Origin of the sequence: Ensifer sp. BR816, from assembly GCF_000378985.1 — a bacterium.
Classification (GTDB): Bacteria; Pseudomonadota; Alphaproteobacteria; order Rhizobiales; family Rhizobiaceae; genus Sinorhizobium.
Genome location: NZ_KB905370.1, coordinates 2,355,268 through 2,375,926 on the forward strand (window position 1 = coordinate 2,355,268; position 20,659 = coordinate 2,375,926).

General features: G+C 62.5%; 17 protein-coding genes. All 17 read left to right on the forward strand.

The window, feature by feature from the left end; all coding sequences use genetic code 11:
- Positions 1-98 precede the first annotated feature (98 nt).
- The 17 genes from RHIBR816_RS0111380 to RHIBR816_RS0111460 all read left to right on the forward strand — a co-directional run bounded on the left by RHIBR816_RS0111380 (position 99) and on the right by RHIBR816_RS0111460 (position 20,651).
- Positions 99-1,412, forward strand: a complete 1,314-nt coding sequence (locus RHIBR816_RS0111380) for an FAD-binding oxidoreductase (protein WP_018236667.1) — start codon at positions 99-101, stop codon at positions 1,410-1,412.
- A 17-nt stretch (positions 1,413-1,429) separates the two neighbouring features.
- Positions 1,430-2,314: a dihydrodipicolinate synthase family protein gene (locus RHIBR816_RS0111385; RefSeq protein ID WP_018236668.1), complete on the forward strand. Its 885-nt coding sequence runs from the start codon at positions 1,430-1,432 to the stop codon at positions 2,312-2,314.
- A 25-nt stretch (positions 2,315-2,339) separates the two neighbouring features.
- On the forward strand, positions 2,340-3,047 hold the full coding sequence (locus tag RHIBR816_RS0111390) for an SDR family oxidoreductase (protein ID WP_034816183.1): 708 nt from the start codon (positions 2,340-2,342) through the stop codon (positions 3,045-3,047).
- 159 nt (positions 3,048-3,206) lie between these two features.
- The gene (locus tag RHIBR816_RS0111395; protein ID WP_018236670.1) at positions 3,207-4,061 is read left to right on the forward strand and encodes a glycine betaine ABC transporter substrate-binding protein; all 855 of its coding nucleotides are present in this window, start codon (positions 3,207-3,209) and stop codon (positions 4,059-4,061) included.
- A gap of 85 nt (positions 4,062-4,146) precedes the next feature.
- The gene (locus tag RHIBR816_RS0111400; protein ID WP_026186880.1) at positions 4,147-5,235 is read left to right on the forward strand and encodes a glycine betaine/L-proline ABC transporter ATP-binding protein; all 1,089 of its coding nucleotides are present in this window, start codon (positions 4,147-4,149) and stop codon (positions 5,233-5,235) included.
- A gap of 11 nt (positions 5,236-5,246) precedes the next feature.
- The gene (locus RHIBR816_RS0111405) at positions 5,247-6,095 is read left to right on the forward strand and encodes a proline/glycine betaine ABC transporter permease (protein WP_018236672.1); all 849 of its coding nucleotides are present in this window, start codon (positions 5,247-5,249) and stop codon (positions 6,093-6,095) included.
- Entirely contained in the window at positions 6,092-6,940 is an 849-nt protein-coding gene (locus tag RHIBR816_RS0111410; protein ID WP_018236673.1) for a proline/glycine betaine ABC transporter permease, read from the forward strand. The genes RHIBR816_RS0111405 and RHIBR816_RS0111410 overlap by 4 nt, the downstream gene beginning before the upstream one ends.
- A 145-nt stretch (positions 6,941-7,085) precedes the next feature.
- Positions 7,086-9,533, forward strand: coding sequence for an FAD-dependent oxidoreductase (locus RHIBR816_RS0111415; RefSeq protein ID WP_018236674.1), 2,448 nt, complete (start codon positions 7,086-7,088; stop codon positions 9,531-9,533).
- A gap of 360 nt (positions 9,534-9,893) precedes the next feature.
- A complete protein-coding gene (locus tag RHIBR816_RS0111420) occupies positions 9,894-11,384 on the forward strand; it encodes an aldehyde dehydrogenase family protein (RefSeq protein WP_018236675.1) in 1,491 nt (496 codons plus the stop codon).
- An 87-nt stretch (positions 11,385-11,471) separates the two neighbouring features.
- The gene (locus RHIBR816_RS0111425; RefSeq protein WP_084811049.1) at positions 11,472-12,539 is read left to right on the forward strand and encodes a proline racemase family protein; all 1,068 of its coding nucleotides are present in this window, start codon (positions 11,472-11,474) and stop codon (positions 12,537-12,539) included.
- 16 nt (positions 12,540-12,555) lie between these two features.
- Complete coding sequence (locus RHIBR816_RS33960; RefSeq protein WP_018236678.1) at positions 12,556-13,587, forward strand: GlxA family transcriptional regulator; 1,032 nt, start codon at positions 12,556-12,558, stop codon at positions 13,585-13,587.
- A gap of 70 nt (positions 13,588-13,657) precedes the next feature.
- A complete protein-coding gene (locus RHIBR816_RS0111435) occupies positions 13,658-14,380 on the forward strand; it encodes an MOSC domain-containing protein (RefSeq protein WP_018236679.1) in 723 nt (240 codons plus the stop codon).
- 639 nt (positions 14,381-15,019) lie between these two features.
- The gene (locus RHIBR816_RS0111440) at positions 15,020-16,048 is read left to right on the forward strand and encodes a substrate-binding domain-containing protein (protein ID WP_018236680.1); all 1,029 of its coding nucleotides are present in this window, start codon (positions 15,020-15,022) and stop codon (positions 16,046-16,048) included.
- Between the two features lie 66 nt (positions 16,049-16,114).
- Positions 16,115-17,638: a sugar ABC transporter ATP-binding protein gene (locus tag RHIBR816_RS0111445; RefSeq protein WP_018236681.1), complete on the forward strand. Its 1,524-nt coding sequence runs from the start codon at positions 16,115-16,117 to the stop codon at positions 17,636-17,638.
- 22 nt (positions 17,639-17,660) lie between these two features.
- A complete protein-coding gene (locus RHIBR816_RS0111450) occupies positions 17,661-18,650 on the forward strand; it encodes an ABC transporter permease (protein ID WP_018236682.1) in 990 nt (329 codons plus the stop codon).
- A gap of 1 nt (position 18,651) precedes the next feature.
- Positions 18,652-19,659: a sugar-binding transcriptional regulator gene (locus RHIBR816_RS0111455; RefSeq protein ID WP_018236683.1), complete on the forward strand. Its 1,008-nt coding sequence runs from the start codon at positions 18,652-18,654 to the stop codon at positions 19,657-19,659.
- Positions 19,656-20,651, forward strand: a complete 996-nt coding sequence (locus RHIBR816_RS0111460; protein WP_018236684.1) for an aldo/keto reductase — start codon at positions 19,656-19,658, stop codon at positions 20,649-20,651. The genes RHIBR816_RS0111455 and RHIBR816_RS0111460 overlap by 4 nt, the downstream gene beginning before the upstream one ends.
- Positions 20,652-20,659: the final 8 nt, after the last annotated feature.

Consider the following 20,659-nt stretch of genomic DNA (forward strand, 5'->3'; position numbering starts at 1 on the left):
TGAAGGCGGGATGCTCGGGAGGCCCCGCGAATTTTCCAGAGCTGAGAGAGAACAACGTGGCTTCGACACATCGAAACGCGCCGCGGGAGCATATTACTGTGTCCCGGCCTTATGACGAACCGACGGTTTCGGGCTGGTATCTGACATCGGGTCCGGACCTGCCTTTGATCTCCCAGGGCGGCGAAACCACCTGCGAATGCCTGGTGATCGGCGCAGGCTGGATGGGACTTCACGCCGCCCGCCGCTATGCTGAACTTCGTCCGGACGCATCTGTTGTTCTCGTTGAGGCAGGCCGGATCGGCAACAACGCGTCCGGCCGTTGCATGGGCTTCGCCATCGATCTTGCGCACAATCCCCGCAAGCAGGATTTCGTCGAGGACATCCAGGGCAACCGAGAGGAGCTCGAAGTCAATCGCGACGGCAATGCCTACCTGCGCTCGGCCGTTGAGGAACACGGTGTCGAATGCGATTGGGACCCCCAGGGCAAATACCATAGCGCCGCGACTGATCATGGCGTCGCCGATCTCGTGAGCTTCTCGCACGCCCTCGACAAGATGGGACAAAAATACAAATGGGTCGAGAAGGACGAAATCCAGGCCTTGACCGGAAGCAAGCATTACATCCGCGCGCTCCATCACCCCGGGACGATCCTGATCCAGCCCGCGAAGTATCTCAAGAACGCCGCCCGCGCGCTTCCCAAGAACGTCACCGTACATGAGAACACCGCGATCATCGGCGCGCAGTATGGCAACCCGGTCCATGTCTTCCAGACCCCGACGGGCGTGATGAAGACCAAGAAGGTCATTATCTGCGCGGCCGGCTATCTGACGGAGTTCGGTTTCTATCCCAATAGCGCGATCCCGCTCTACACCTTCGCCAGCATGACGCGGGAGCTCACGCCGTCGGAGCTGGCGAAAGTCGGCAACAACGGCCCCTATGGTTTGATCCCGGCGAACAGCTTCGGCACCACCGTCCGTCGGACCAACGACAACCGCCTTCTCCTTCGCAACGTCTATTCCTACGCCAACAACTTCAAGACCACCTTCGAAGATGTCGAAGGCGCGAAGGCGCAGCAGCAGATGGCGTTCGACCGCCGTTGGCCGGAGCTTTCGACTATGGGTTTCGTCGCCAGCTGGGGCGGCTTGCTGACCCTGGCGCAGAACGGCGGCATGGTCTTCGGCCAGCTTGCCGACAACGTCTACGGCGCGGCCTTCTGCAACGGCACGGGCGTCTCCCGCGGCACGTCGTTCGGCAAGTCCGTTGCCGAACTCGCCGCGGGTCGGTCCTCCCCCATCATTGAAATCCTCAAGCGGCGTGTCCCGCCGTCGCGGGCCTATCCGAGGCTCATCACGTCGACGGGCGTCCGGTTCGTCACTGGATGGCGCTTCAAGCAGGCTGGCAAAGAAGTTTAGCGAAAAGGAATATTGGAATGGCTGATCTCAAGGGCATCAATCTGGCGATGCAGACCCCGTTCAACGACGATGGGTCGGTGAACTTCAAGGTGTTCGAGGAACTGATCGACAAGTATGTCGACGCGGGCGTCCACGGACTGGTGCTCGGAGCGGGAACGGGTCAGCATCCCTATCTCACGGAGCAGGAATGCAACAAGCTCTATGAGATCGGTGCCAAGCGCATTGCCAGCCGTTGCAACGCAATCTGCCAGTCCTCCGCCTTGAACATGGACGAGGTCATCCGCCGCTCCAAGCATTCGGAGTCGATCGGCGCTGACGCCCTCATGATCCTGCCGCCCTACTTCGAGGGTCCGAGCGACGACGACGGCTTGTTTGCCTTCTACGAGGCCATCGATGCCGCGGTCGGAATCGACATTATCGGCTACAACATCCCCCAGGCCACGGGCATCTCGGTGTCGGTCGATCTGCTCGAGCGACTGGCTGGTCTCAAGAACTTCAACTGGATCAAGGACAGCGCGGGCGACCTCACGGTCCATCAGGAATACCTCGGAACGTCGGCCTCTGTCCTGAACGGTTGCGACACGAGCACGGTCTACGCCCTCATGGCCGGGACGAAGGGCGTTATCTGGGGCGGCGCGAACTACATGCCTCGCGAGGCGGTCCAACTCTACGATCTGGTCTCGGCGAGAAGGCATGCGGAGGCGCTCGAGCTCTGGAAGCGGATGTTGCCGTCCCTCCTGTTCATCTGGCGGACACACTACACGCCTTCTGTCCTCCGAGCTTCCCAGCTGCGTGGCTACGGCACGGGCAATGTCCGCAGGCCGCTTTCCAGGCTGACCGAGGAACAGGACAAGGCGCTTCAGAAGGCGCTCGCGCCCCTCTTCGAAGCCTTTGCGAACTGAACTCCAACCGGACCGGGATTCGACCTTGAGCCACACGAAACCAGTCGCCGTGATAACCGGAGCGGGCCGCGGAATGGGCGCGGCCATAGCCCGCGAGCTCCGCGGTCGCGGATATGAGCTCGTCCTCATGTCGCCTTCCGCGAGCTCGGAAAAGTTGGCTGGCGAACTCGGTGGCCGGGGGCTGCGCGGATCGACCGCCAGTCTCGCCGATCTGGAGGCGCTAGTGGGCCTCGCGATGTCGTCCTACGGAAGGATCGACACCGTGGTCAACAACACCGCCCACCCACCGACGGGCGAGCTTCTCGAAATCGAGGACTCGGTTTGGGAGGCTGGAAACCAGTCGATCCTGCTCTCGGTCCAACGGATGGCGAAGCTGGTGACACCCCTCATGCTCGCACAGGGCGGCGGGGCGTTCCTCAACATCACGACACTCGCCACCTTCGAGCCGGACGCGAACTATCCGATTTCGTGCGCCTATCGGGCAGCGGTCGCTGCGTACACCAAGATGTATTCCGACAGGTACGGCCCGAGGAACATCCGCATGAACGCGCTCCTTCCCGGCTACATCGACAGCATGGCGCATCCGGCCGAGGCGGCTTATCCGATACCGCTTCGCCGGATCGGCACCGTGGCCGAGATCGCCAAGACCGCGGCGTTCCTGCTGTCGGACGACGCAGGCTACATCACGGGTCAGAACATCCGCGTGGACGGCGGCCTGACGAGACACATGTGAAAGGAGCGCGCGGCCGGCGGCGGGGCTCCCGATCGAGCGCAATGCTCGGGTAGTTTGAAATTGCGTGCACGCAGCGAGGCATCACGGCTCGCCGCGCAATGGAGGAGGCCCGCTAGCCGGGCCTCCGGTCAGTGGGAACAAAAACTGAGGAGTGAAGCAATGAAAGCATTACTGAAATCGCTGGCCGCCGCCGCGATGGTGGGTATGACGTTCCTGTCGGCCGCCCACGCCGAAGCGAAGTCCATCGTCGTCGGCACGATGGGCTGGGAGGACCTGACCCCCATCACCGGCATCACCAGGAAGGTGCTCGAAGACCAGGGTTATGAGGTCGAGGTCAAGGAATTCTCCGAATGGGGCATCGCCTTTGCCGCTCTCAAGAAGGGCGACATCGAAATCCTCGCATCGCAGGTCAACTACGTGTCTCAGGACTACTGGGACAAGAACAAGACGAAGCTCGAGAAGATTTCCCCGGTGTCGCATGGCCTCTACCAGGCCGTCGCCGTGCCTAAGTACGCCAACATCGACTCGATGGAAGACCTCAACGCCCACGCCGACAAGTTCGGCGGCAAGATCATCGGTGTCGAGCCCGGTTCGGGCCTGATGCGCGAAGCCGGCGACGCAATGAAGGCGTATGACCTGAAACTTCAGCTTGTCGAAGGTTCGACCGCCGCCATGACCGCGGCCCTCAAGTCGGCCATCGAGCGCAACGAATGGATCGCCGTCACCGTCTGGGAACCCTCTTGGATGATGGCGAAGTATCCGATGAAGTTCCTCAAGGACCCGAAGAACGTCTTCTCGCCGTCCCAGACCTACTACTGGATCGGAAAGAAGGGCTTCAGCGCTGAGCACCCGCACGCACGTGAAGTGCTCGCCAGCGTCTATGTCCCCCTCGAGGACATCAACGCCATCAACGGCGCCGTCTTCGACGGCAAGAAGATGGACGAAGCGGTCAAGGAATGGACGGACAGCCATGCCGACCTGATTAAGCGCTGGGAGAACATCAGCGGCGAATGACCCTCGCAGGCGAGCCGGAGCATCGGCGTTGGCTCGCCCCTCTTTCATAAAAACGACCCGTCGAGGACTGGCTATGGGGAATGTCATGGAAAACAAGATCAATGACGCCGATGTGTTGCTGGACTGCCGGAACGTTTGGAAGATATTCGGATCGCGCGCGCCTGCGGCCGTGAAGGCCGTCATCGAACGCGGTCTCTCGAAGAAGCAGGTGCTTCAGGAATTCGATTGCGTCGTCGGCGTCGCCGACGCCAGCCTGCAACTCCGCCGCGGCGAAATCTTCTGCGTCATGGGCCTGTCCGGCAGCGGCAAGTCGACCCTCGTCCGCCTGTTCAATCGTCTGATCGAACCGAGCCTCGGAACGGTTACCGTGAAGGGCCGCGAGATGTCGGCCCTCAAACCCGCCGAATTGCGCGAGATGCGCGCCAACACCATCGGCATGGTGTTCCAGAGCGTCGCGCTCCTGCCGAACAGAACAGTGCTCGAGAACGCCGCATTCGGGCTCGAGGCGCGCGGGGTCGCCAAGGAGAAGCGAAACCTGATCGCGACCGCAGCACTCGAAAAGGTCGGCCTGGCGGACTGGACCTCACGATATCCGTCCGAGCTGTCCGGCGGCATGCAGCAGCGCGTCGGTCTCGCCCGGGCGCTGGCGTCCGACCCCGAGATCATCCTGATGGACGAGCCGTTCAGCGCGCTTGATCCCCTCATTCGCAAGCAGCTCCAGGACGAGTTTCGGCAGCTGACGAAGTCGTTGGGCAAGTCGTCGGTGTTCATCACCCACGACCTCGACGAGGCGATCCGCATCGGCGACCGCATCGCCATCATGAAGGACGGCCTCATCGTTCAGGTCGGAACCGCCGAAGAGATCGTCACCAAGCCTGCCGACGACTACGTCGCCGATTTCGTCGCGGGCATATCCCGCATCCACCTGGTGAAGGCGCATTCGGTCATGAAGTCGGTCGCCGAATTCAGGGCCTCGCATCCGAATATCGACGTCCACTCGCTGCTCAAGGCGACGCCCGACGCTGACATCGGGCAACTGATCGACCTCACGATGCAGACGGACCGGGACGCGGTCGCGGTCGTGAACAACGGCCAGGTCGTCGGTGTCGTCACGACACGCGGGCTTCTCCGCGGTGTCGCGGGCAACCCGGTCGAACCGCGCGTGGCGGCCTGAGGGAGGCGGACATGGACACGACCAGCCTGACCGAGAGTTTCGACACCTGGGTCGATGACGGATTGACCTGGATCAGCGATAACGGCGAGTGGCTTTTCGACCCGTTGAGGCAGCTTTTGGAAGGCACGTACGATGGCATCCTGTGGCTTCTTGAGTTTCCGCCCTTCTATGTCGTTTGCCTCGTCCTCGCACTGATCGCCTGGAGAGCAATCGGTCCGGTGTCGGCCGTGCTTACGGCGATCGCGCTCGCGTTTTGCGCTGCCATGGGCCTCTGGGCCGAAACCATGAGCACGCTCGCGCTTGTCGCCACCGCCACCGTGCTCGCGCTCGTCGTCGGGCTACCGATCGGGATCGCGGCTGGCTTTCTCGCCACGCTGAACTCCGCCCTCGAGCCTGTGCTTGACCTTGTGCAGACGCTTCCGCCTTACATCTACCTTCTGCCCGCCATCGCGCTTCTGGGGTACGGTCCCGCGACCGCCCTCGTCGCGACGCTGATCGTGGCCATGCCGCCCGCGATACGGCTGGCTTCACTCGGTATCCGGATGACACCGCACGAGTTCATCGAGCTGGGTCACGCCAATGGCCTGACCCCTTGGCAGATGTTCACGAAGATCAGGCTGCCGTTCGCGATCCCCAGCATCATGGCCGGAATCAACCAAAGCCTGATGATGTCGTTCGGCATGGTCGTCATCGCAGGCATCGTCGGCTCCGGCGGACTTGGAGAAACGATCTACGGCGCGGTCCGCACGCTCGACATCGCCACGTCTGTCGACGCCGCGATCGCCATTGTCGTGCTCACGACGGTTCTTGATCGGGTGACCCAGAACGCAGCCCAGCGGGCGAAGGCAGGTGGGAAATGAACCTCGATCAGCTTCAATTCTCGCCCGGTGCTTATGTCTCCCCCGTCGTCGGCTGGCTCAACTCCAACTTCCACCCTTTCTTCGCCGCCGTGGCGAAGGGGGTCGAGGCCGCGCTGGTCGGCTTCGAGACCGCGCTGCTCTTCCTACCGCCATACGTGGTGATCGCCATTGCCGCCGTTGCGGCTGCCTACTTCATCAGCGTTCGCATCGGAATTGTCGTCCTCCTGTCGCTTGCCTTCTGTCTGCTCGCGGGCTTCTGGACGGCAAGCATGCAGACCGTGGCCCTCGTCGTCGCCGCAGTGCTCGTTTCCGTGCTCGTCGCGTTTCCCCTGGGCGTCCTCGCCTCGCGCCGTCCACGGGTCGAGGCCATCCTCCGACCGATCCTCGACGTGATGCAGACGGTGCCGCCGTGGGTCTACCTCATTCCAGCCGTGATGATCTTCAGCCTGGGTGTCGTTCCAGCCGCCATCGCGACGATCGTCTACGGCATCCCCCCGATGCTCCGGTTGACCACCTTGGCATTCAATCAGGTGCCAAAGTCTATGGTGGAGATGGGACAGGCGATCGGCGCTTCTTCACGCTCGATCCTCTTCAAGGTCGAGATTCCATCGGCGATGCCGACCCTGATCGTGGGCCTGAACCAGTGCATTCTCCTCAGCCTGGCGATGGTCGTCCTTGCTGGCCTCGTGGGCGGCGGCGGGCTGGGCCTCGAGGTGACGCGGGGACTGACCCGTATGGAGATGGGCCTCGGCCTGAGAGCCGGACTGTCAATCGTCGCGATCGCGATCCTGCTGGACCGGGTGTCGAAAGGCGCACTGCAGGCACGAAGACGAGGGCCGGGCTAGTCGACCTGACTTCGTAGACTCCGAACACCACACGACCAGCCTGCTAGCCGCTTCCGGGCTGAATGGACAACTGCGCCCGTCCGCCGGGCAAAACCAGACCAACGACCGTCCCCCCAGGACCGACGAACCACGAAAGAAGACGCGCATGCCCAACCTGCCAACGAAAGCTCGAGTCGTCGTGATCGGCGGCGGAATCTCCGGATGCTCGGTCGCCTACCATCTGGCGAAGCTCGGTTGGACTGATGTCGTCCTGCTCGAACGCAAGCAGCTGACATCAGGCACGACCTGGCACGCAGCAGGTCTCATCGGTCAGCTGCGCGCCTCGCAGAACATGACCCGCCTCGCGAAATACTCGGCGGACCTCTACGTGAAGCTGGAAGCGGAAACCGGGATTGCCACCGGAATGCGCCAGAACGGCTCGATCACCGTCGCCCTGACCGAAGAGCGCAAACAGGAAATCTATCGCCAGGCGACATTGGCGCGGGCGTTCGACATCGACGTCAACGAGGTCTCCCCTCGCGAAGTCAAGGAGATGTATCCGCATCTCAACACCTCGGATGTCGTCGGAGCGGTGCACCTGCCGCTGGACGGTCAATGCGACCCGACGAACATCGCGATGGCACTGGCCAAGGGCGCGCGCCAGCTGGGCGCGAAGATCGTGGAGAACGTCAAGGTCACGGACGTCCATAAGCGCGACGGCAGGGTGACGGGCGTTTCATGGGCGATCGGCGAAGAATTCGGTACGATTGAAACCGATCTCGTGGTGAACTGCGGCGGCATGTGGGGGCGGGACCTCGCGGCGCGCTCCGGCGTGACCCTACCGCTCCATGCCTGTGAGCATTTCTACATTGTGACCGAGGCCATCGAGAACCTGACGCGTCTCCCGGTGCTGCGCGTTCCGGACGAGTGCGCCTATTACAAAGAGGACGCGGGCAAGATGATGCTTGGTGCCTTCGAGCCCAAGGCGAAGCCGTGGGGCATGGAGGGCATCCGCGAAGACTTTTGCTTCGACCAGCTTCCTGAAGACTTCGACCATTTCGAGCCGATCCTGTCGATGGCGGTCAACCGTATGCCGATGCTTGAGACGGCGGGCATCCACACGTTCTTCAACGGCCCTGAGTCGTTCACGCCCGACGACCGCTACTATCTCGGGGAGGCGCCGGAGGTGAGGGGCTATTGGATCGCGGCCGGCTACAATTCCATCGGCATCGTCTCGTCCGGCGGCGCTGGCTTCGCGCTGGCTCAATGGATGAACGACGGCGAGCCGCCGTTCGATCTCTGGGATGTCGATATCCGCCGCGCGCAGCCGTTCCAGAAGAACCGCCGGTATCTCAAGGAACGGGTGACCGAGACCCTGGGCCTGCTTTACGCCGACCACTTCCCCTACCGCCAGGTCGAGACCTCGCGCGGCATCCGGCGTTCGCCGCTGCACGAGCATCTCAAGGCGCGGGGCGCTGTCTTCGGCGAAGTCGCCGGATGGGAGCGCGCGAACTGGTTCGCCCGGCCCGATCAGGAGCGCGAATACCGATATAGCTGGAAGCGCCAGAACTGGTTCGAGAACCAACGGGAAGAGCATCTCGCCGTCCGCAACAGTGTCGGCCTGTTCGACATGACCTCTTTCGGCAAGATCAGAATCGAGGGCCGCGACGCATGCACCTTCCTCAATCGACTCTGCGCGAACCAGATGGACGTCGCCCCCGGCCGTATCGTCTACACCCAGATGCTCAACAGCAAGGGCGGGATCGAGAGCGACCTCACGGTCACCCGCTTTTCGGAGACCGCCTTCTTCGCCGTCGTGCCCGGAGCGACGTTGCAGCGTGATCTGGCGTGGATGCGGAAGCACGTCCGTGAGGACGAGTTTGTCGTCATCACCGATATCACCGCTTCGGAGTCCGTTCTCGTGCTGATGGGCCCGAAGGCGCGTGAGGTGATCACCGGAGTCAGTCCGAACGACTTCTCGAACGAGGCCTTTCCGTTCGGCACGGCGCAGGAAATCGAGATCGGCATGGGCCTCGCCCGTGCTCACCGTGTTACCTATGTCGGCGAACTGGGCTGGGAACTCTATGTGTCGTCCGACCAGACCGCCCATGTCTTCGAAGCCCTCGAAGAGGCAGGCGCGACCTCTGGTCTCAAGCTCTGCGGCCTCCACACCCTCGACTCGTGCCGCATCGAGAAGGCCTTCCGGCATTTCGGCCATGACGTCACGGACGAGGACCATGTCCTGGAAGCCGGGCTTGGCTTCGCGGTGAAGACCGACAAGGCCGACTTTATGGGGCGCGACGCGGTCCTGCGAAAGCGCGAGAGCGGGCTGGAGCGCCGGATGCTCCAGTTCAGGCTCAAGGACGCCGAGCCCCTTCTCTTCCACAACGAGGCGCTCGTCCGGGACGGCAAGATCGTCTCGATCGTCACGTCAGGAAATTACGGCCACCACCTCGGCGGCGCGATCGGCATGGGCTACGTCCCATGTTCTGGCGAGAGTGCCGACGATGTCCTCGCGTCGACATACGAAATCGAGATCGCGGGCCAGCGTTTCCCCGCCGAGGCGTCGTTGAAGCCGATGTACGACCCCAAGGGCGACCGGACGAGGATGTGACGTCTTCTATTGATCCCGAGAGGATGACGAGAGTGCGGCGGCCGACGCCGCCTATTCGGAGACGATCGGCAAGAGTGCGGCGGCGTTCAAGACAGTCGACGGTCGTCAGGCTGGCGATCCCGAACTCGCGGCGAAGGCGATCATCGCCCTGGCCGATAGCGAAAACCCGCCGCTGCACCTCCTGCTGGAAAGCGACGCGTTGGCCCGCGCGCACCAAGCTGGGCCAGTTCGTCGATGAGATGGCCAAGTGGGAAGCCCTGTCCCTTAGCACCGACTTCAAGTCGGAATAGCGACAGGAACGGACCTCAACTCAATTCAATCCGCCGCGGCCGATAGGCCGCGCCATAGAAGGCGATGCAAATGCGAAACGAGCTCTTTATCGATGGACGGTGGGTGAAGCCAGTCGAAGGCGGCACCTTCCCGATCGTGAATCCCGCGACGGAGGAAGTGGTGCATCATGGCCCGGCCGGCACCGCCGAGGACGTCGATCTGGCAGTGCGTGCGGCGCGCCGGGCATTCGACGAGGGGCCTTGGCCCAAGATGTCGGGAGCCGAGCGCGCGCGGTATCTTCGCGCGATCGCGGCGGGCATCCGCAATCGGCTGCAGGAACTGGCGCGGCTTGAGACCATCGACAATGGAAAGCCAATTCCCGAGGCTGAATGGGACATCGGCGACGCCGCCGGCTGTTTCGATTTCTACGCGGACCTCGCCGAGGAACTCGACCGCAAGCCTGAGGAACCTATCGCGTTGCCCGACGCCCGCTTCGCGTCCAAGGCCGTCAGAGAGCCCGTCGGTGTCGCCGCGGCGATCATTCCCTGGAACTATCCGCTGCTGATGGCGGCATGGAAAGTGGCTCCGGCCTTGGCGGCCGGATGCACGATGGTTCTCAAGCCCGCCGAACTGACCTCGATGACCGCGATGGAGCTGGCGGCAATCGCACAGGCGGCGGACCTGCCGCCTGGCGTTCTGAATGTCGTGACCGGGGCCGGACCGGTTGCGGGACAGGCCCTCGCCGATCATCCCGACGTCGACAAGCTGGCGTTCACGGGGTCGGTCCCCGTCGGCTCGAAGATCATGCAGGCAGCCGCGCGCGACATCAAACGCGTCAGCCTCGAGCTCGGCGGCAAGTCGCCGTTTCTCGTATTCGAAGATTCCGATATTGGCGCTGCCGTCGAATGGGTCATGTTCGGCATCTTCTGGAACCAGGGTGAAGTCTGCTCGGCGACTTCGCGGGTTTTGGTACAGGAGAGCATCTACGACAGCTTCCTCGACCGCCTGGTTGAAGAGACGAGGAAGATCAAGATCGGCGACGGCCAGGAGCCCGGCGTCTTGCTCGGGCCCTTGGTCTCGCGGCGGCAGATGGATCAGGTCCTGTCCGCGATAGACAAAGCCCGCGCCGATGGAGCCCAAGTCGCGGTCGGCGGCGGGCGTCCCGCGGGCTTCAACAGGGGCTTCTTTGTCGAGCCGACGGTGCTGATCGACGTCCCGTTGGATAGCGACGCGTGGAACGAGGAAATCTTCGGGCCGGTCGTGTGCCTGCGTCCGTTCGCGACCGAAGCGGAAGCGGTGAAGCTTGCCAACGACAGCAAGTTCGGCCTGGCCGCCGCGGTAATGTCAAAAGACGACGAGCGAGCCGAAAGGGTCGCCGCCGCCTTGCGCGCGGGAATCGTCTGGATCAACTGCAGCCAGCCTACGTTCACGGAGGCTCCCTGGGGTGGATACAAGCAGTCGGGTATCGGGCGCGAGCTCGGCCGCTGGGGTCTCGAGAATTACCTCGAAACCAAACAAATCACCCGGTTCGCGAGCGCGGAACCGTGGGGCTGGTACATCAAGGATGGCTCTCGATCCTAGACCGTTGGCCACGACGTCGACCCAACTCCTGGGCCAGCTTAATCAGGTCACCCGCAATCCTCGGACACCCAAAACAGGACGATTTCGATGTCTCAAACGTCTCAGCTTCCAATCTCGCCTCGTTCAGGTGTCATCGACGTCGTCGACGTCCATGTCGGCGGCGACCTGCATCGTATCGTTCTCGACGGTATCGTCGAATTGCCCGGTGAGTCCGTTCTCGAGAAAATGACTCACCTTCGTGACAACGCCGATGGACTGCGGCAAATACTGCTGGAGGAACCCCGAGGCGGACACCCGTCGCTCTATGCCGACCTGGTGGTCGAGCCCAAGAACCCCAAGGCCGACGCGGCTTTCATCATCATGGAGTTGATGGGCTACCCGCTGATTTCGGGCACCAACACGATGAGCACCGCTATCGCTCTTCTCGAGATGGGGCGGCTTCCGATGGTAGAAGGACCGAACAGCCTGGTGCTCGAAGCACCTGGCGGGCTGATCGACGTCGACGCGTACTGCGAAAACGGCAAGGTGAAGTCGGTCGCTTATAAGGCGAACACTCCTTCATATATGGCCGCCCGAGACCTTGTCCTGGACATGCCAGGCCGAGGAAAGATCAAATTCGACCTCATCTGGACTGGGGCGTTCTATCCGGTCGTCAACGCGTCGGAACTCGGATTCAAGCTGATCAGGGAAGACGAAGCTTCGCTTGTCGAGTTCGCGCGCGACTTCATTCCCATGATTCGAGAACATCATCATCCCGTCCATCCAGTGTTTGGCGATGAGGTTCCGCTGTCGTTTGTGGTGTTCGCGGGAGAGCCGGACAAGGTGGCCGAGGGCGAGTGGGAGCGACGCATCTGTTGCTATGAATATCCGCGCAACAGTGTTTGTCGGGCTCCAGCTGGTGTGCCGAGCACGGCTGTCCTTGTCCAACTGGTCGAACAGGGAAAGCTTTCCGTAGGGGACGCTCTAAGAACCATTTCCATCTTTGACACCGATCTTCTCGCCAACGTCGTCAGTGTCGATCCTTACCACGGGCGTAACGGCGTCACGGTTACCGTCACCGGACGAGGTTGGATCACCACTCGGTCGCAGATCATCGTGGACTTGTCCGATCCGCTCACCCCTCGCGACGGCCTCGATGGCGTGCTCGAACGATAGGCATGGAGGTACCGCAGTGCTCTCGACCTTGCGCAGGCACTTCAGCATATTCCTTTCGGACGGCTTCTCGCTGTTGGCGTTCACCTCCCTGACCGCGCCGCTGCGGATCGCCAACGAGGTTCTGGGATACGAAGCCTATTCCTGGGACATCGTTGGCCAACTGGGCGCGTCGGTTCGCACAAGCTGCGGTCTTTGCCTCCCGGTCGATTGCGACATCGAGGCGGCACGGAACGCGAAGCCCTACGACCGCACGCGGTTCCTTGCGCTCTTGCCAGGCGACAGACGCGGGCCATTCCCTGCACGCTTGATCTCATGGGCAAGGGAGGCCCTGTCGCGTGGGGTCTCGGTGGCCGGGATCGGCCGGGGCGCTCTCATGCTCGCGGAACATGGCTTCCTCGACGGTCGCCGCTGCGCCGTACATTGGAGCGTGTTCGGCTTAAGCGTCGAGAACTTCCCGGATGTGGTGTTCTCGCGAGCCTTCTACGAGATCGACGGCCTGCTCCATACATGCGCGGGCGAGGCAGCCTCGTTCGACCTGATCCTGGAGATTATCAAGCAGGACTTTGGCCAGGACTTGAGGGACTCGATAAATGACGTCGCCTTGCAGGGCCGCGTCCGCAGTCGGGCGGACCGACAGGCGATGGCGCTGCACATGCGGCTCGAGAGGATTTCCTCCCCACTGCTTCCCGTCGTCAAGCTCATGGAGGAGACGGTGGCCGATCCGTTGAACTTGGATGAGCTCGTGGCTTCGTCCGGCATATCTCGGCGTCATCTCGAACGATTGTTCCAACAGCACCTCGGCATGTCCCCTCAAAGATACTACAGGCAGCTTCGTATCGAGCGCGCCCATGCTCTCCTCGAGAACTCCATGATCCCGATCATCGACGTCGCGATGGCTTCTGGCTTCGTCAGCCAGTCGCACTTTGCGAAGGTTTACAAGGGCTTCATGGGATGCACGCCGCAAGAGACGAGGACAGGCCGAAGACGAGACGGTGGTTCGGTCGATAGTTTTCGAGAACGAGCCCTGGCGATGTCGGTGGCCGCCTAGAGTCCGGGTGGGCGCTTGCGTTATCTAGGGCCCAATGAAGCATGCGGCAGCATGGCTAAAGGTGAGGTGGATGAATTCAGGCGCAATCGGCATCATAGAAGAAATCTGGCGCTATCCGGTGAGCTCCCTCGGCGGGGAGCCGTTGTCCTCGGCCCAACTGGGCGCAGACGGCGCGCTTGGAGACAGAACCTGGTGTCTAGTCGATCCCCAGACGAATAAGCCCGCCACCCCCGAGACCGATCAGCGATGGCGCGCCGCGTTGTTTCTTAGGTCTCGACTTGCGGACACGGTGCCTGAAATAGGCTTTCCCGATGGCGAATGGCTTGCCGTCACCGACAACAGACTTTCGCCACGGCTGGAGCGCCATTTTTCCTTTCCGGTCGAGGCGCGACCCTACGGCGATGGCGAGCCCAGCATGGTCAAGAACAGATACCTGCCGAGCCCGGTCCATCTCGTGACCACGGCCTCCTTGGATCGACTGTCGTCATACGGGGTGCCGTGGAGGATAAGCGCACGACGGTTTCGTCCCACGATCCTCGTGAGAACCGACTGCGAGCCAGGATTTATCGAGTCCATGTGGCTGGGGCGCGATATCCGTGTCGGTTCGGTTATGATGCGCGCGACGGAAGAAACGAAACGTTGCGGGATGACGATGATCGCGCAGCCGAACATCGTGGAAGAGCCTGAGGTTCTCAGGACTATCGTTCGGCAAAATCGGCGAAATCTCGGCATCTACTGCATTGTCACGGAGCCGAGCACCATTGCCGTTGGAGACAAAGTCACGTTGGCTTGAGCCGCAAAGGCGCTGTCTTCGATACAAGATCGTGCACGAATGTCTGGTTTGGCCGGCAACTCGCGCCGTAGCCCGTGAAATCCTGAAGGACAGCAGTGGGTCGATTCTGCTTATTCCTGTAGGTCTCACCAGGGTGGAAAGCGGAGGTTTGGCTGCCCCTCCATTCAGCTCTAGTTCGCCCGACGGAAGCGGCCATTGACACTGTCGCCGCCAAGCCGACTCGACAAATCCATCCCACGTTAACATTCGGCTCCACAGGTTATGCGCATCCAGCTACTCATTCCACGTTGAAAACCCGGCGCTGACGACCACTAGTCAAGCCAGCGCGGCGGTAGACGCGCGGACCGCACCGGGGCCGCGAACGTTCCAGCAGAACCCTCTGCCGCTCCCCGTATCACCCGCGCTTGTAGAGCAGAGCATTTGGTTAGACGACGCTTGTCTCGTCGCAGGCTGCCCGGGGCGCTTTCTCCTGTGGCGCCTGAATTATAATTCACAACTTGAATTATATTGACAGGCGATGCGCTTTGCGTTTAGCTGCCCATACCGGACTTCGAGGAGGAAATCCGGTCTTCACTGAGATCAGCGTCGGCTCGACGCCCTCGGGCTTTTTGGGAGGGGCTTCGGCCTCGAGGAGGACACTTGCGCACTTTTTTCAGCTCGACCGCGATGGCGGTCCTTACGGCAGCGCTTTTTGCCGGTTCCGCGGCGGCCGAGACAGATAACCCGTTCCGCTGCAAACCGGGCGAAAAATACGTCATGAACGTCATGGTCTCGGGCGTTGAATACTGGTTCCCGGTCTATGAAATGTTCAAGCAGGCCGGCCAGCAGTTCGGCTGTGAGACGGAATATACCGGCACGCCGGAATATGACGTCAACAAGCAGATCGCTACCTTCGACCAGGCACTGGCGCAGAATCCGGCCGGCATTCTCGTCCATCCGATGAACTCCGACCCGTTCATCGAGCCGATCAACCGTGCCACCGACCAGGGCACGGCAGTCGTCACCTTCGCGGCCGACTCGCCGCTCTCCAGGCGCGTGTCCTTCATCACCTCGGACAACACCCGCGAAGGTATCTATGCGGCCGACGCGATCGCCGAGAAGATGGGTGGCAAGGGTGAATATGCGGTTCTGGAGAATCCGGGACAGGACAACCACGACAAGCGCATCGCCGCCTTCATTGGCCGCATGGAGGAGAAGTGGCCGGACATGAAGCTCGTCGGCCGCGCCGCCTCCAACCAGGATCCGACCAAGGCTTATCAGGGTCTCAACAGCATCATCCAGGCCAATCCGAACCTCGGTGCCGTCTTCATGCCGGAGGCGAACTCGGCGATCGGTGCCGCGCAGGCCAACAAGGAAAGTGGCGGTAAGGTCCTCGTCATGTGCGCGGACGTCAACGCCAATATCCTCGACATGATCAAGGCCGGCGAGGTCTTCGGCTCGATCAACCCGAACCAGGGCATGCAGGGCTATATGGGCTTCATGCTGCTTTGGCTCGCCAAGCATCCCGAACTGATCGATCCGATGAACGATGCCAAGCGCTCCGGCTTCAACCCCATGAGCATCCCGGTCGTCGACAATGGCCTCTCCATTGTGACGGCGGAAAATGCCGACGACTTCTATTGGGACAAGTACCTGCAGCGTCGCGGCACGAAGGGCATCGAGGAGTAAGCTCCGGATTAGCGCCATCCGCGCCTCATAGTGCGGATGGCCCCACGGAGGGAGGGGGAGGAAGCGATGGCGGAGCCGGTGCTCACGATTCGCGGCGTGACCAAGCACTTTGGGGCGGTGAAGGCATTGACGGACGTCGACTTCACGCTTGAGCGCGGCGAGATACATGCGCTGTGCGGCGAGAACGGCGCCGGCAAGTCGACGCTGATGAACATCATCGCGGGCGTGCTGCTGCCGACCGAAGGCGAAATCCGCGTGGACGGCAAGGTCGTGCGAATCGCCTCTCCTGCCATTGCCCAGTTGCTCGGAATCGGTCTCGTGCATCAGGAAATCGCGCTCTGCCCGGATGTCACGGTCGCGGAAAACATGTTCATGGCGGCGACCAACCGCCGCCGTACTCCCTTCATGAACTACCGCGCGCTCGAACGTGGCGCGCAGGCGGTGATGGACCGGCTTGCCGCGATCGACGTCGGCCGCAAGGTTGCGGACCTGCCAATCTCCAGCCAGCAACTCGTCGAGATCGCCAAGGCGCTGACGCTCGACTGCCGCGTGCTGATCCTGGACGAGCCGACGGCGGCGCTGACCGAAACCGAGGCGCAGCAGCTCTTTTCGATCATCCGCGACCTCAAGGCGAACGGCATATCGATCATCTATATCAGCCATCGCATGGCCGAGATCTTCAGCCTCTGCGACCGTGTCACGGTGTTCCGCGACGGCCGTTACGTCTGCACCGATCGCATCGCCGATATCACGCCGGACGACGTGGTGCGCCGCATGGTAGGGCGCGAGATCTCGCAGCTCTATCCGGAAAAGCTCGAACCGGGCGGGGCGTTCGAGCCGATCTTCGAGGTAGACGACATCGGTGACGGCGAGCGCTTCCATGGCGTCAGCTTCGCGCTGCGCAAGGGCGAGATTCTTGGTATCGGTGGCCTGATCGGATCCGGCCGCACGGAAATCGCCGAGGGGATCTGCGGGCTTCGATCGCGCACGGCGGGTGCGGTACGCCTGCGCGGCAAGGCGCAGGGGATCAATTCCTATTCCGATGCCGTGAAGGCCGGGATCGTCTATCTGTCGGAGGACCGCAAGGGCTCCGGCATCTTTCTGGAGATGTCGGTCGCGCAGAACATTTCCGTGCTGGATCTGAAGTCGCTGACGAATTCCGTCGGTCTCATGAACGTCCGTGCGGAGGCCTCGCTTGCAGAGGATTTCGCGCGGCGGCTTGCGGTCCGGATGGGCGGTATCGAGGCACCCGCAAAGTCGCTCTCCGGCGGTAATCAGCAGAAGGTGGCGATCGCCAAGCAGCTCGCGGTGAAGCCGAAGGTTATTCTGATGGACGAGCCGACACGCGGCATCGATGTCGGCGCGAAGGCGGAAATTCACCGCCTGCTGCGTGAGCTTGCCTGCTCGGGCATCGGCATCATCGTCATCTCTTCGGAAATGCCGGAGCTGCTCGGTCTCTCGGACCGCGTGCTCGTGGTCCGGGAGGGGCGCATTGCTGGTGAACTCGGCGTTGACGAGATGACGGAAGAGGCCGTGATCCGCCTTGCCTCGGGGGTGGGGACGGCAAAGGCGGCAAACCATGCCGCGTGACGAGAACGTGGGAGGGACGGGAATGGCAATCGACACGATGGTGGCAGGCGCGACGAAGACATCGTCCTGGAAACGCATCGGCAGGATGCGCGAGGCGGGGCTGATCGCGATCATCCTCACGCTCTGCGTGGTCATGAGCTTCGCCTCGCCGCACTTCCTGACACTCGGCAATCTCCGCGCCATGCTGATGAGTTTTTCGGTTGAAGGCATCGTCGTCGTAGGCATGACGATCCTGCTCATCGTCGGTGGCATCGACCTCGCGGTCGGCTCCGTCGTCTGCTTTGCAATGGTGCTCTCGGGCACGCTCTTCCTCGCCGGTCTCGACCCTTGGACGGCCTCGCTCGTCGGCATCGCCGCGAGCAGCGCGATCGGCGGCATCATGGGCTTCTTCGTGACGGTCGTGGGCCTCAACCACTTCATCACGTCGCTCGCCGCCATGGTGATCGTACGCGGGCTTTGCCTCATAATCACAAAGGGCACGCCGCTTTCGCTCTTCACGTTGCCGGCGGGCTTCAAGGCGGTCGGGCAGGGCACGTTCTACGGCGTTCCCTATGTCATCCTGATCTTCGTCGCCGTCGTCATCCTGTTCGATTTCCTGCTGCGCCGTGCGACCGCCTTCCGCAAGGTCTTCTACACCGGCAGCAACGAGAAGGCGGCGCTCTATTCCGGTATCAAGACCAATCAGGTTAAGTTCTGGGTGACGGTGCTCTGCTCCACGCTCGCCGGTGTCGCAGGCGTCATCTACATGTCCCGTTTCGGCGCCGCGACCCCCACCTTCGGCGTCGGCATGGAGCTCAACATCATCGCGGCGGCGGTAATCGGCGGCGCGTCGCTCAACGGCGGTTCGGGCACGATCCTCGGCGCCATCCTCGGCATCGCGCTTCTCTCTGTCGTTACCAGCTCGCTGATCCTGCTCGACGTTTCGGTCTATTGGCAGGACATGATCAAGGGGTGCATTCTGCTCGCTGCCGTTTCCATCGACCATTTTCTGCACAAGCGGAAGGCCGCCTGACATGCCAATTGCCAAACCGAAACTCAAGACGACAGCACCGCGCGAGGAGATCGTCATCGCCCGCCAGATGCACCAGGCGCTCGTCCTGCACTATATGGAGGGTCTGACGCAGGCACAGATCGCCGACCATCTCGGCATCTCGCAGGCCACCGTCAACCGCCTCATCAAGCGCGGCCGCCAGCTCGGTCTCGTTGAGATCAAGATCAAATCGCCGGTCGAGGCGCTGGTCGAAATGGAGGAGCGACTGCTGGCGCTCGGCGGCATCAGCCGCGCGGTCGTGGTGCCCACCGTCTCCGACAACCCGCAGACTGCGCTCCAGGCGGTCGGTGAGGCGGCGGCACGGCTGTTGCTCCAGCAGATCGGCGACGGCGACACGATCTGCATCACTGGCGGCAAGGGCGTCAGCGCCGTCGTCGCCGGCCTGCAGCCGCCGCGCCGCTTCGATGTCGAGGTCATTCCGGCAACGGGCTGCGTGCAGGGCAAACACTATACGGACGTCAACCATGTCTCGACCCTGATGGCCGACCGGCTCGGAGGGCGCTCCTACCAGATCCACGCACCCCTCTTTGCCGACGATGCCGAGCAGCGGGCGATGCTGATCAACATGCGCTCCGTGGCCGACGTCTTCAAACGGGCGCGCGAGGCGAAGGTGGCGGTGGTCGGCATCGGCTCGATCCTGACGGACGACTCGAGCTACTACGATCTGCACCCGTCCTCCAGCACCGATCGGGCGGCGATCGAACGCTCCGGCGCGACCTGCGAACTGCTCGCCCACCTGCTCGACGATCGGGGCCGGGTTTGCGACTACAGCCTCAACCGTTCGCTGGTGTCGCTGACGCTTGAGGAATTTGCCTCGATCCCGACCAAGATCGGCGTCGCGAGCGGACCCAACAAGGCGGGCCCGATTCTCAGCGTCATGCGGGGCAATCATCTCGACACGCTCGTAACCGACGAGGCCACCGGCGCGCGCATTCTTGAAATTGCGTCCGAGCAAGGATTTTCCGCATGAGTGGTGAGCAGTTAATCCGCGAAATCGGACGCTCCGGCGTCAAGGCATCCGCCGTGGGCCTCGGCACCTGGGCGATCGGCGGCTGGATGTGGGGTGGAACGGATGAGGCGGAAGCGATTGCCGCCATTCAGGCTTCGCTCGACGCCGGCGTCACCCTCATCGATACGGCGCCGGCCTATGGCCTCGGCCGGTCAGAAGAGATCGTCGGCAAGGCGATCGCGGGCCGCCGCGACAAGGCGGTGATAGTCACGAAATGCGGCCTCGTGTGGCATACGCAGAAAGGCAACCACTTCTTCGACCAGGACGGCAAGCCAGTCCATCGTTATCTCGGTCGGAGCTCGATCATCCATGAGGTTGAGCAAAGCCTGCGCCGGCTCGGCACTGATCATATCGACCTCTATATCACCCACTGGCAGGACGCGACGACGCCCGTCGAGGAGACGGTTGCGGCTCTGGAAGAGCTGAAGCAAGCCGGCAAGATCCGCGCGATCGGCGCCAGCAACGTCAGCCCGTCGGAACTGGAGCAATACATCAGCACCGGATCGCTCGACGCGATCCAGGAACGGTTCAGCATGATCGATCGCCAAATCGAGGCGGACCTGCTGCCGCTCACGGTCGCCTATCGCGTGTCGACGCTCAGCTACTCTTCGCTCGCGCTCGGCCTGCTCTCCGGCACGATAGGACCGGACCGGGCGTTTTCAGGCGACGACCAGCGCAAGGACAATCCACGCTTTTCCGTGGCCAACCGGCAGAAGGCGAAGGATTTCGCCGAGGCGATCCGGCCCGTCGCGGAGCGGCACGGCGCCAGCATAGCGCAGACGGTAATCGCCTGGACGCTCAACCGGCCGGGCGTGACCTTTGCCCTGTGCGGCGCGCGCAACACGGCACAGGCGCTCGACAATGCGCGAGCGGGCACGCTGCGACTCGGTGCGGAAGACCTAGCGGCCATCGATGCCGCCATTACGGCGAAGCTGGCCAACATGGACCGATAACGGACTGC

Coding starts and splice junctions, on each gene's coding strand:
- RHIBR816_RS0111385 (WP_018236668.1), top strand. CDS start 1,430: ATGGCTGATCTCAAGGGCATCAATCTGGCGATGCAGACCCCGTTCAAC.
- RHIBR816_RS0111395 (WP_018236670.1), top strand. CDS start 3,207: ATGAAAGCATTACTGAAATCGCTGGCCGCCGCCGCGATGGTGGGTATG.
- RHIBR816_RS0111400 (WP_026186880.1), top strand. CDS start 4,147: ATGGAAAACAAGATCAATGACGCCGATGTGTTGCTGGACTGCCGGAAC.
- RHIBR816_RS0111405 (WP_018236672.1), top strand. CDS start 5,247: ATGGACACGACCAGCCTGACCGAGAGTTTCGACACCTGGGTCGATGAC.
- RHIBR816_RS0111410 (WP_018236673.1), top strand. CDS start 6,092: ATGAACCTCGATCAGCTTCAATTCTCGCCCGGTGCTTATGTCTCCCCC.
- RHIBR816_RS0111415 (WP_018236674.1), top strand. CDS start 7,086: ATGCCCAACCTGCCAACGAAAGCTCGAGTCGTCGTGATCGGCGGCGGA.
- RHIBR816_RS0111420 (WP_018236675.1), top strand. CDS start 9,894: ATGCGAAACGAGCTCTTTATCGATGGACGGTGGGTGAAGCCAGTCGAA.
- RHIBR816_RS0111425 (WP_084811049.1), top strand. CDS start 11,472: ATGTCTCAAACGTCTCAGCTTCCAATCTCGCCTCGTTCAGGTGTCATC.
- RHIBR816_RS0111435 (WP_018236679.1), top strand. CDS start 13,658: ATGAATTCAGGCGCAATCGGCATCATAGAAGAAATCTGGCGCTATCCG.
- RHIBR816_RS0111445 (WP_018236681.1), top strand. CDS start 16,115: ATGGCGGAGCCGGTGCTCACGATTCGCGGCGTGACCAAGCACTTTGGG.
- RHIBR816_RS0111450 (WP_018236682.1), top strand. CDS start 17,661: ATGGCAATCGACACGATGGTGGCAGGCGCGACGAAGACATCGTCCTGG.
- RHIBR816_RS0111455 (WP_018236683.1), top strand. CDS start 18,652: ATGCCAATTGCCAAACCGAAACTCAAGACGACAGCACCGCGCGAGGAG.
- RHIBR816_RS0111460 (WP_018236684.1), top strand. CDS start 19,656: ATGAGTGGTGAGCAGTTAATCCGCGAAATCGGACGCTCCGGCGTCAAG.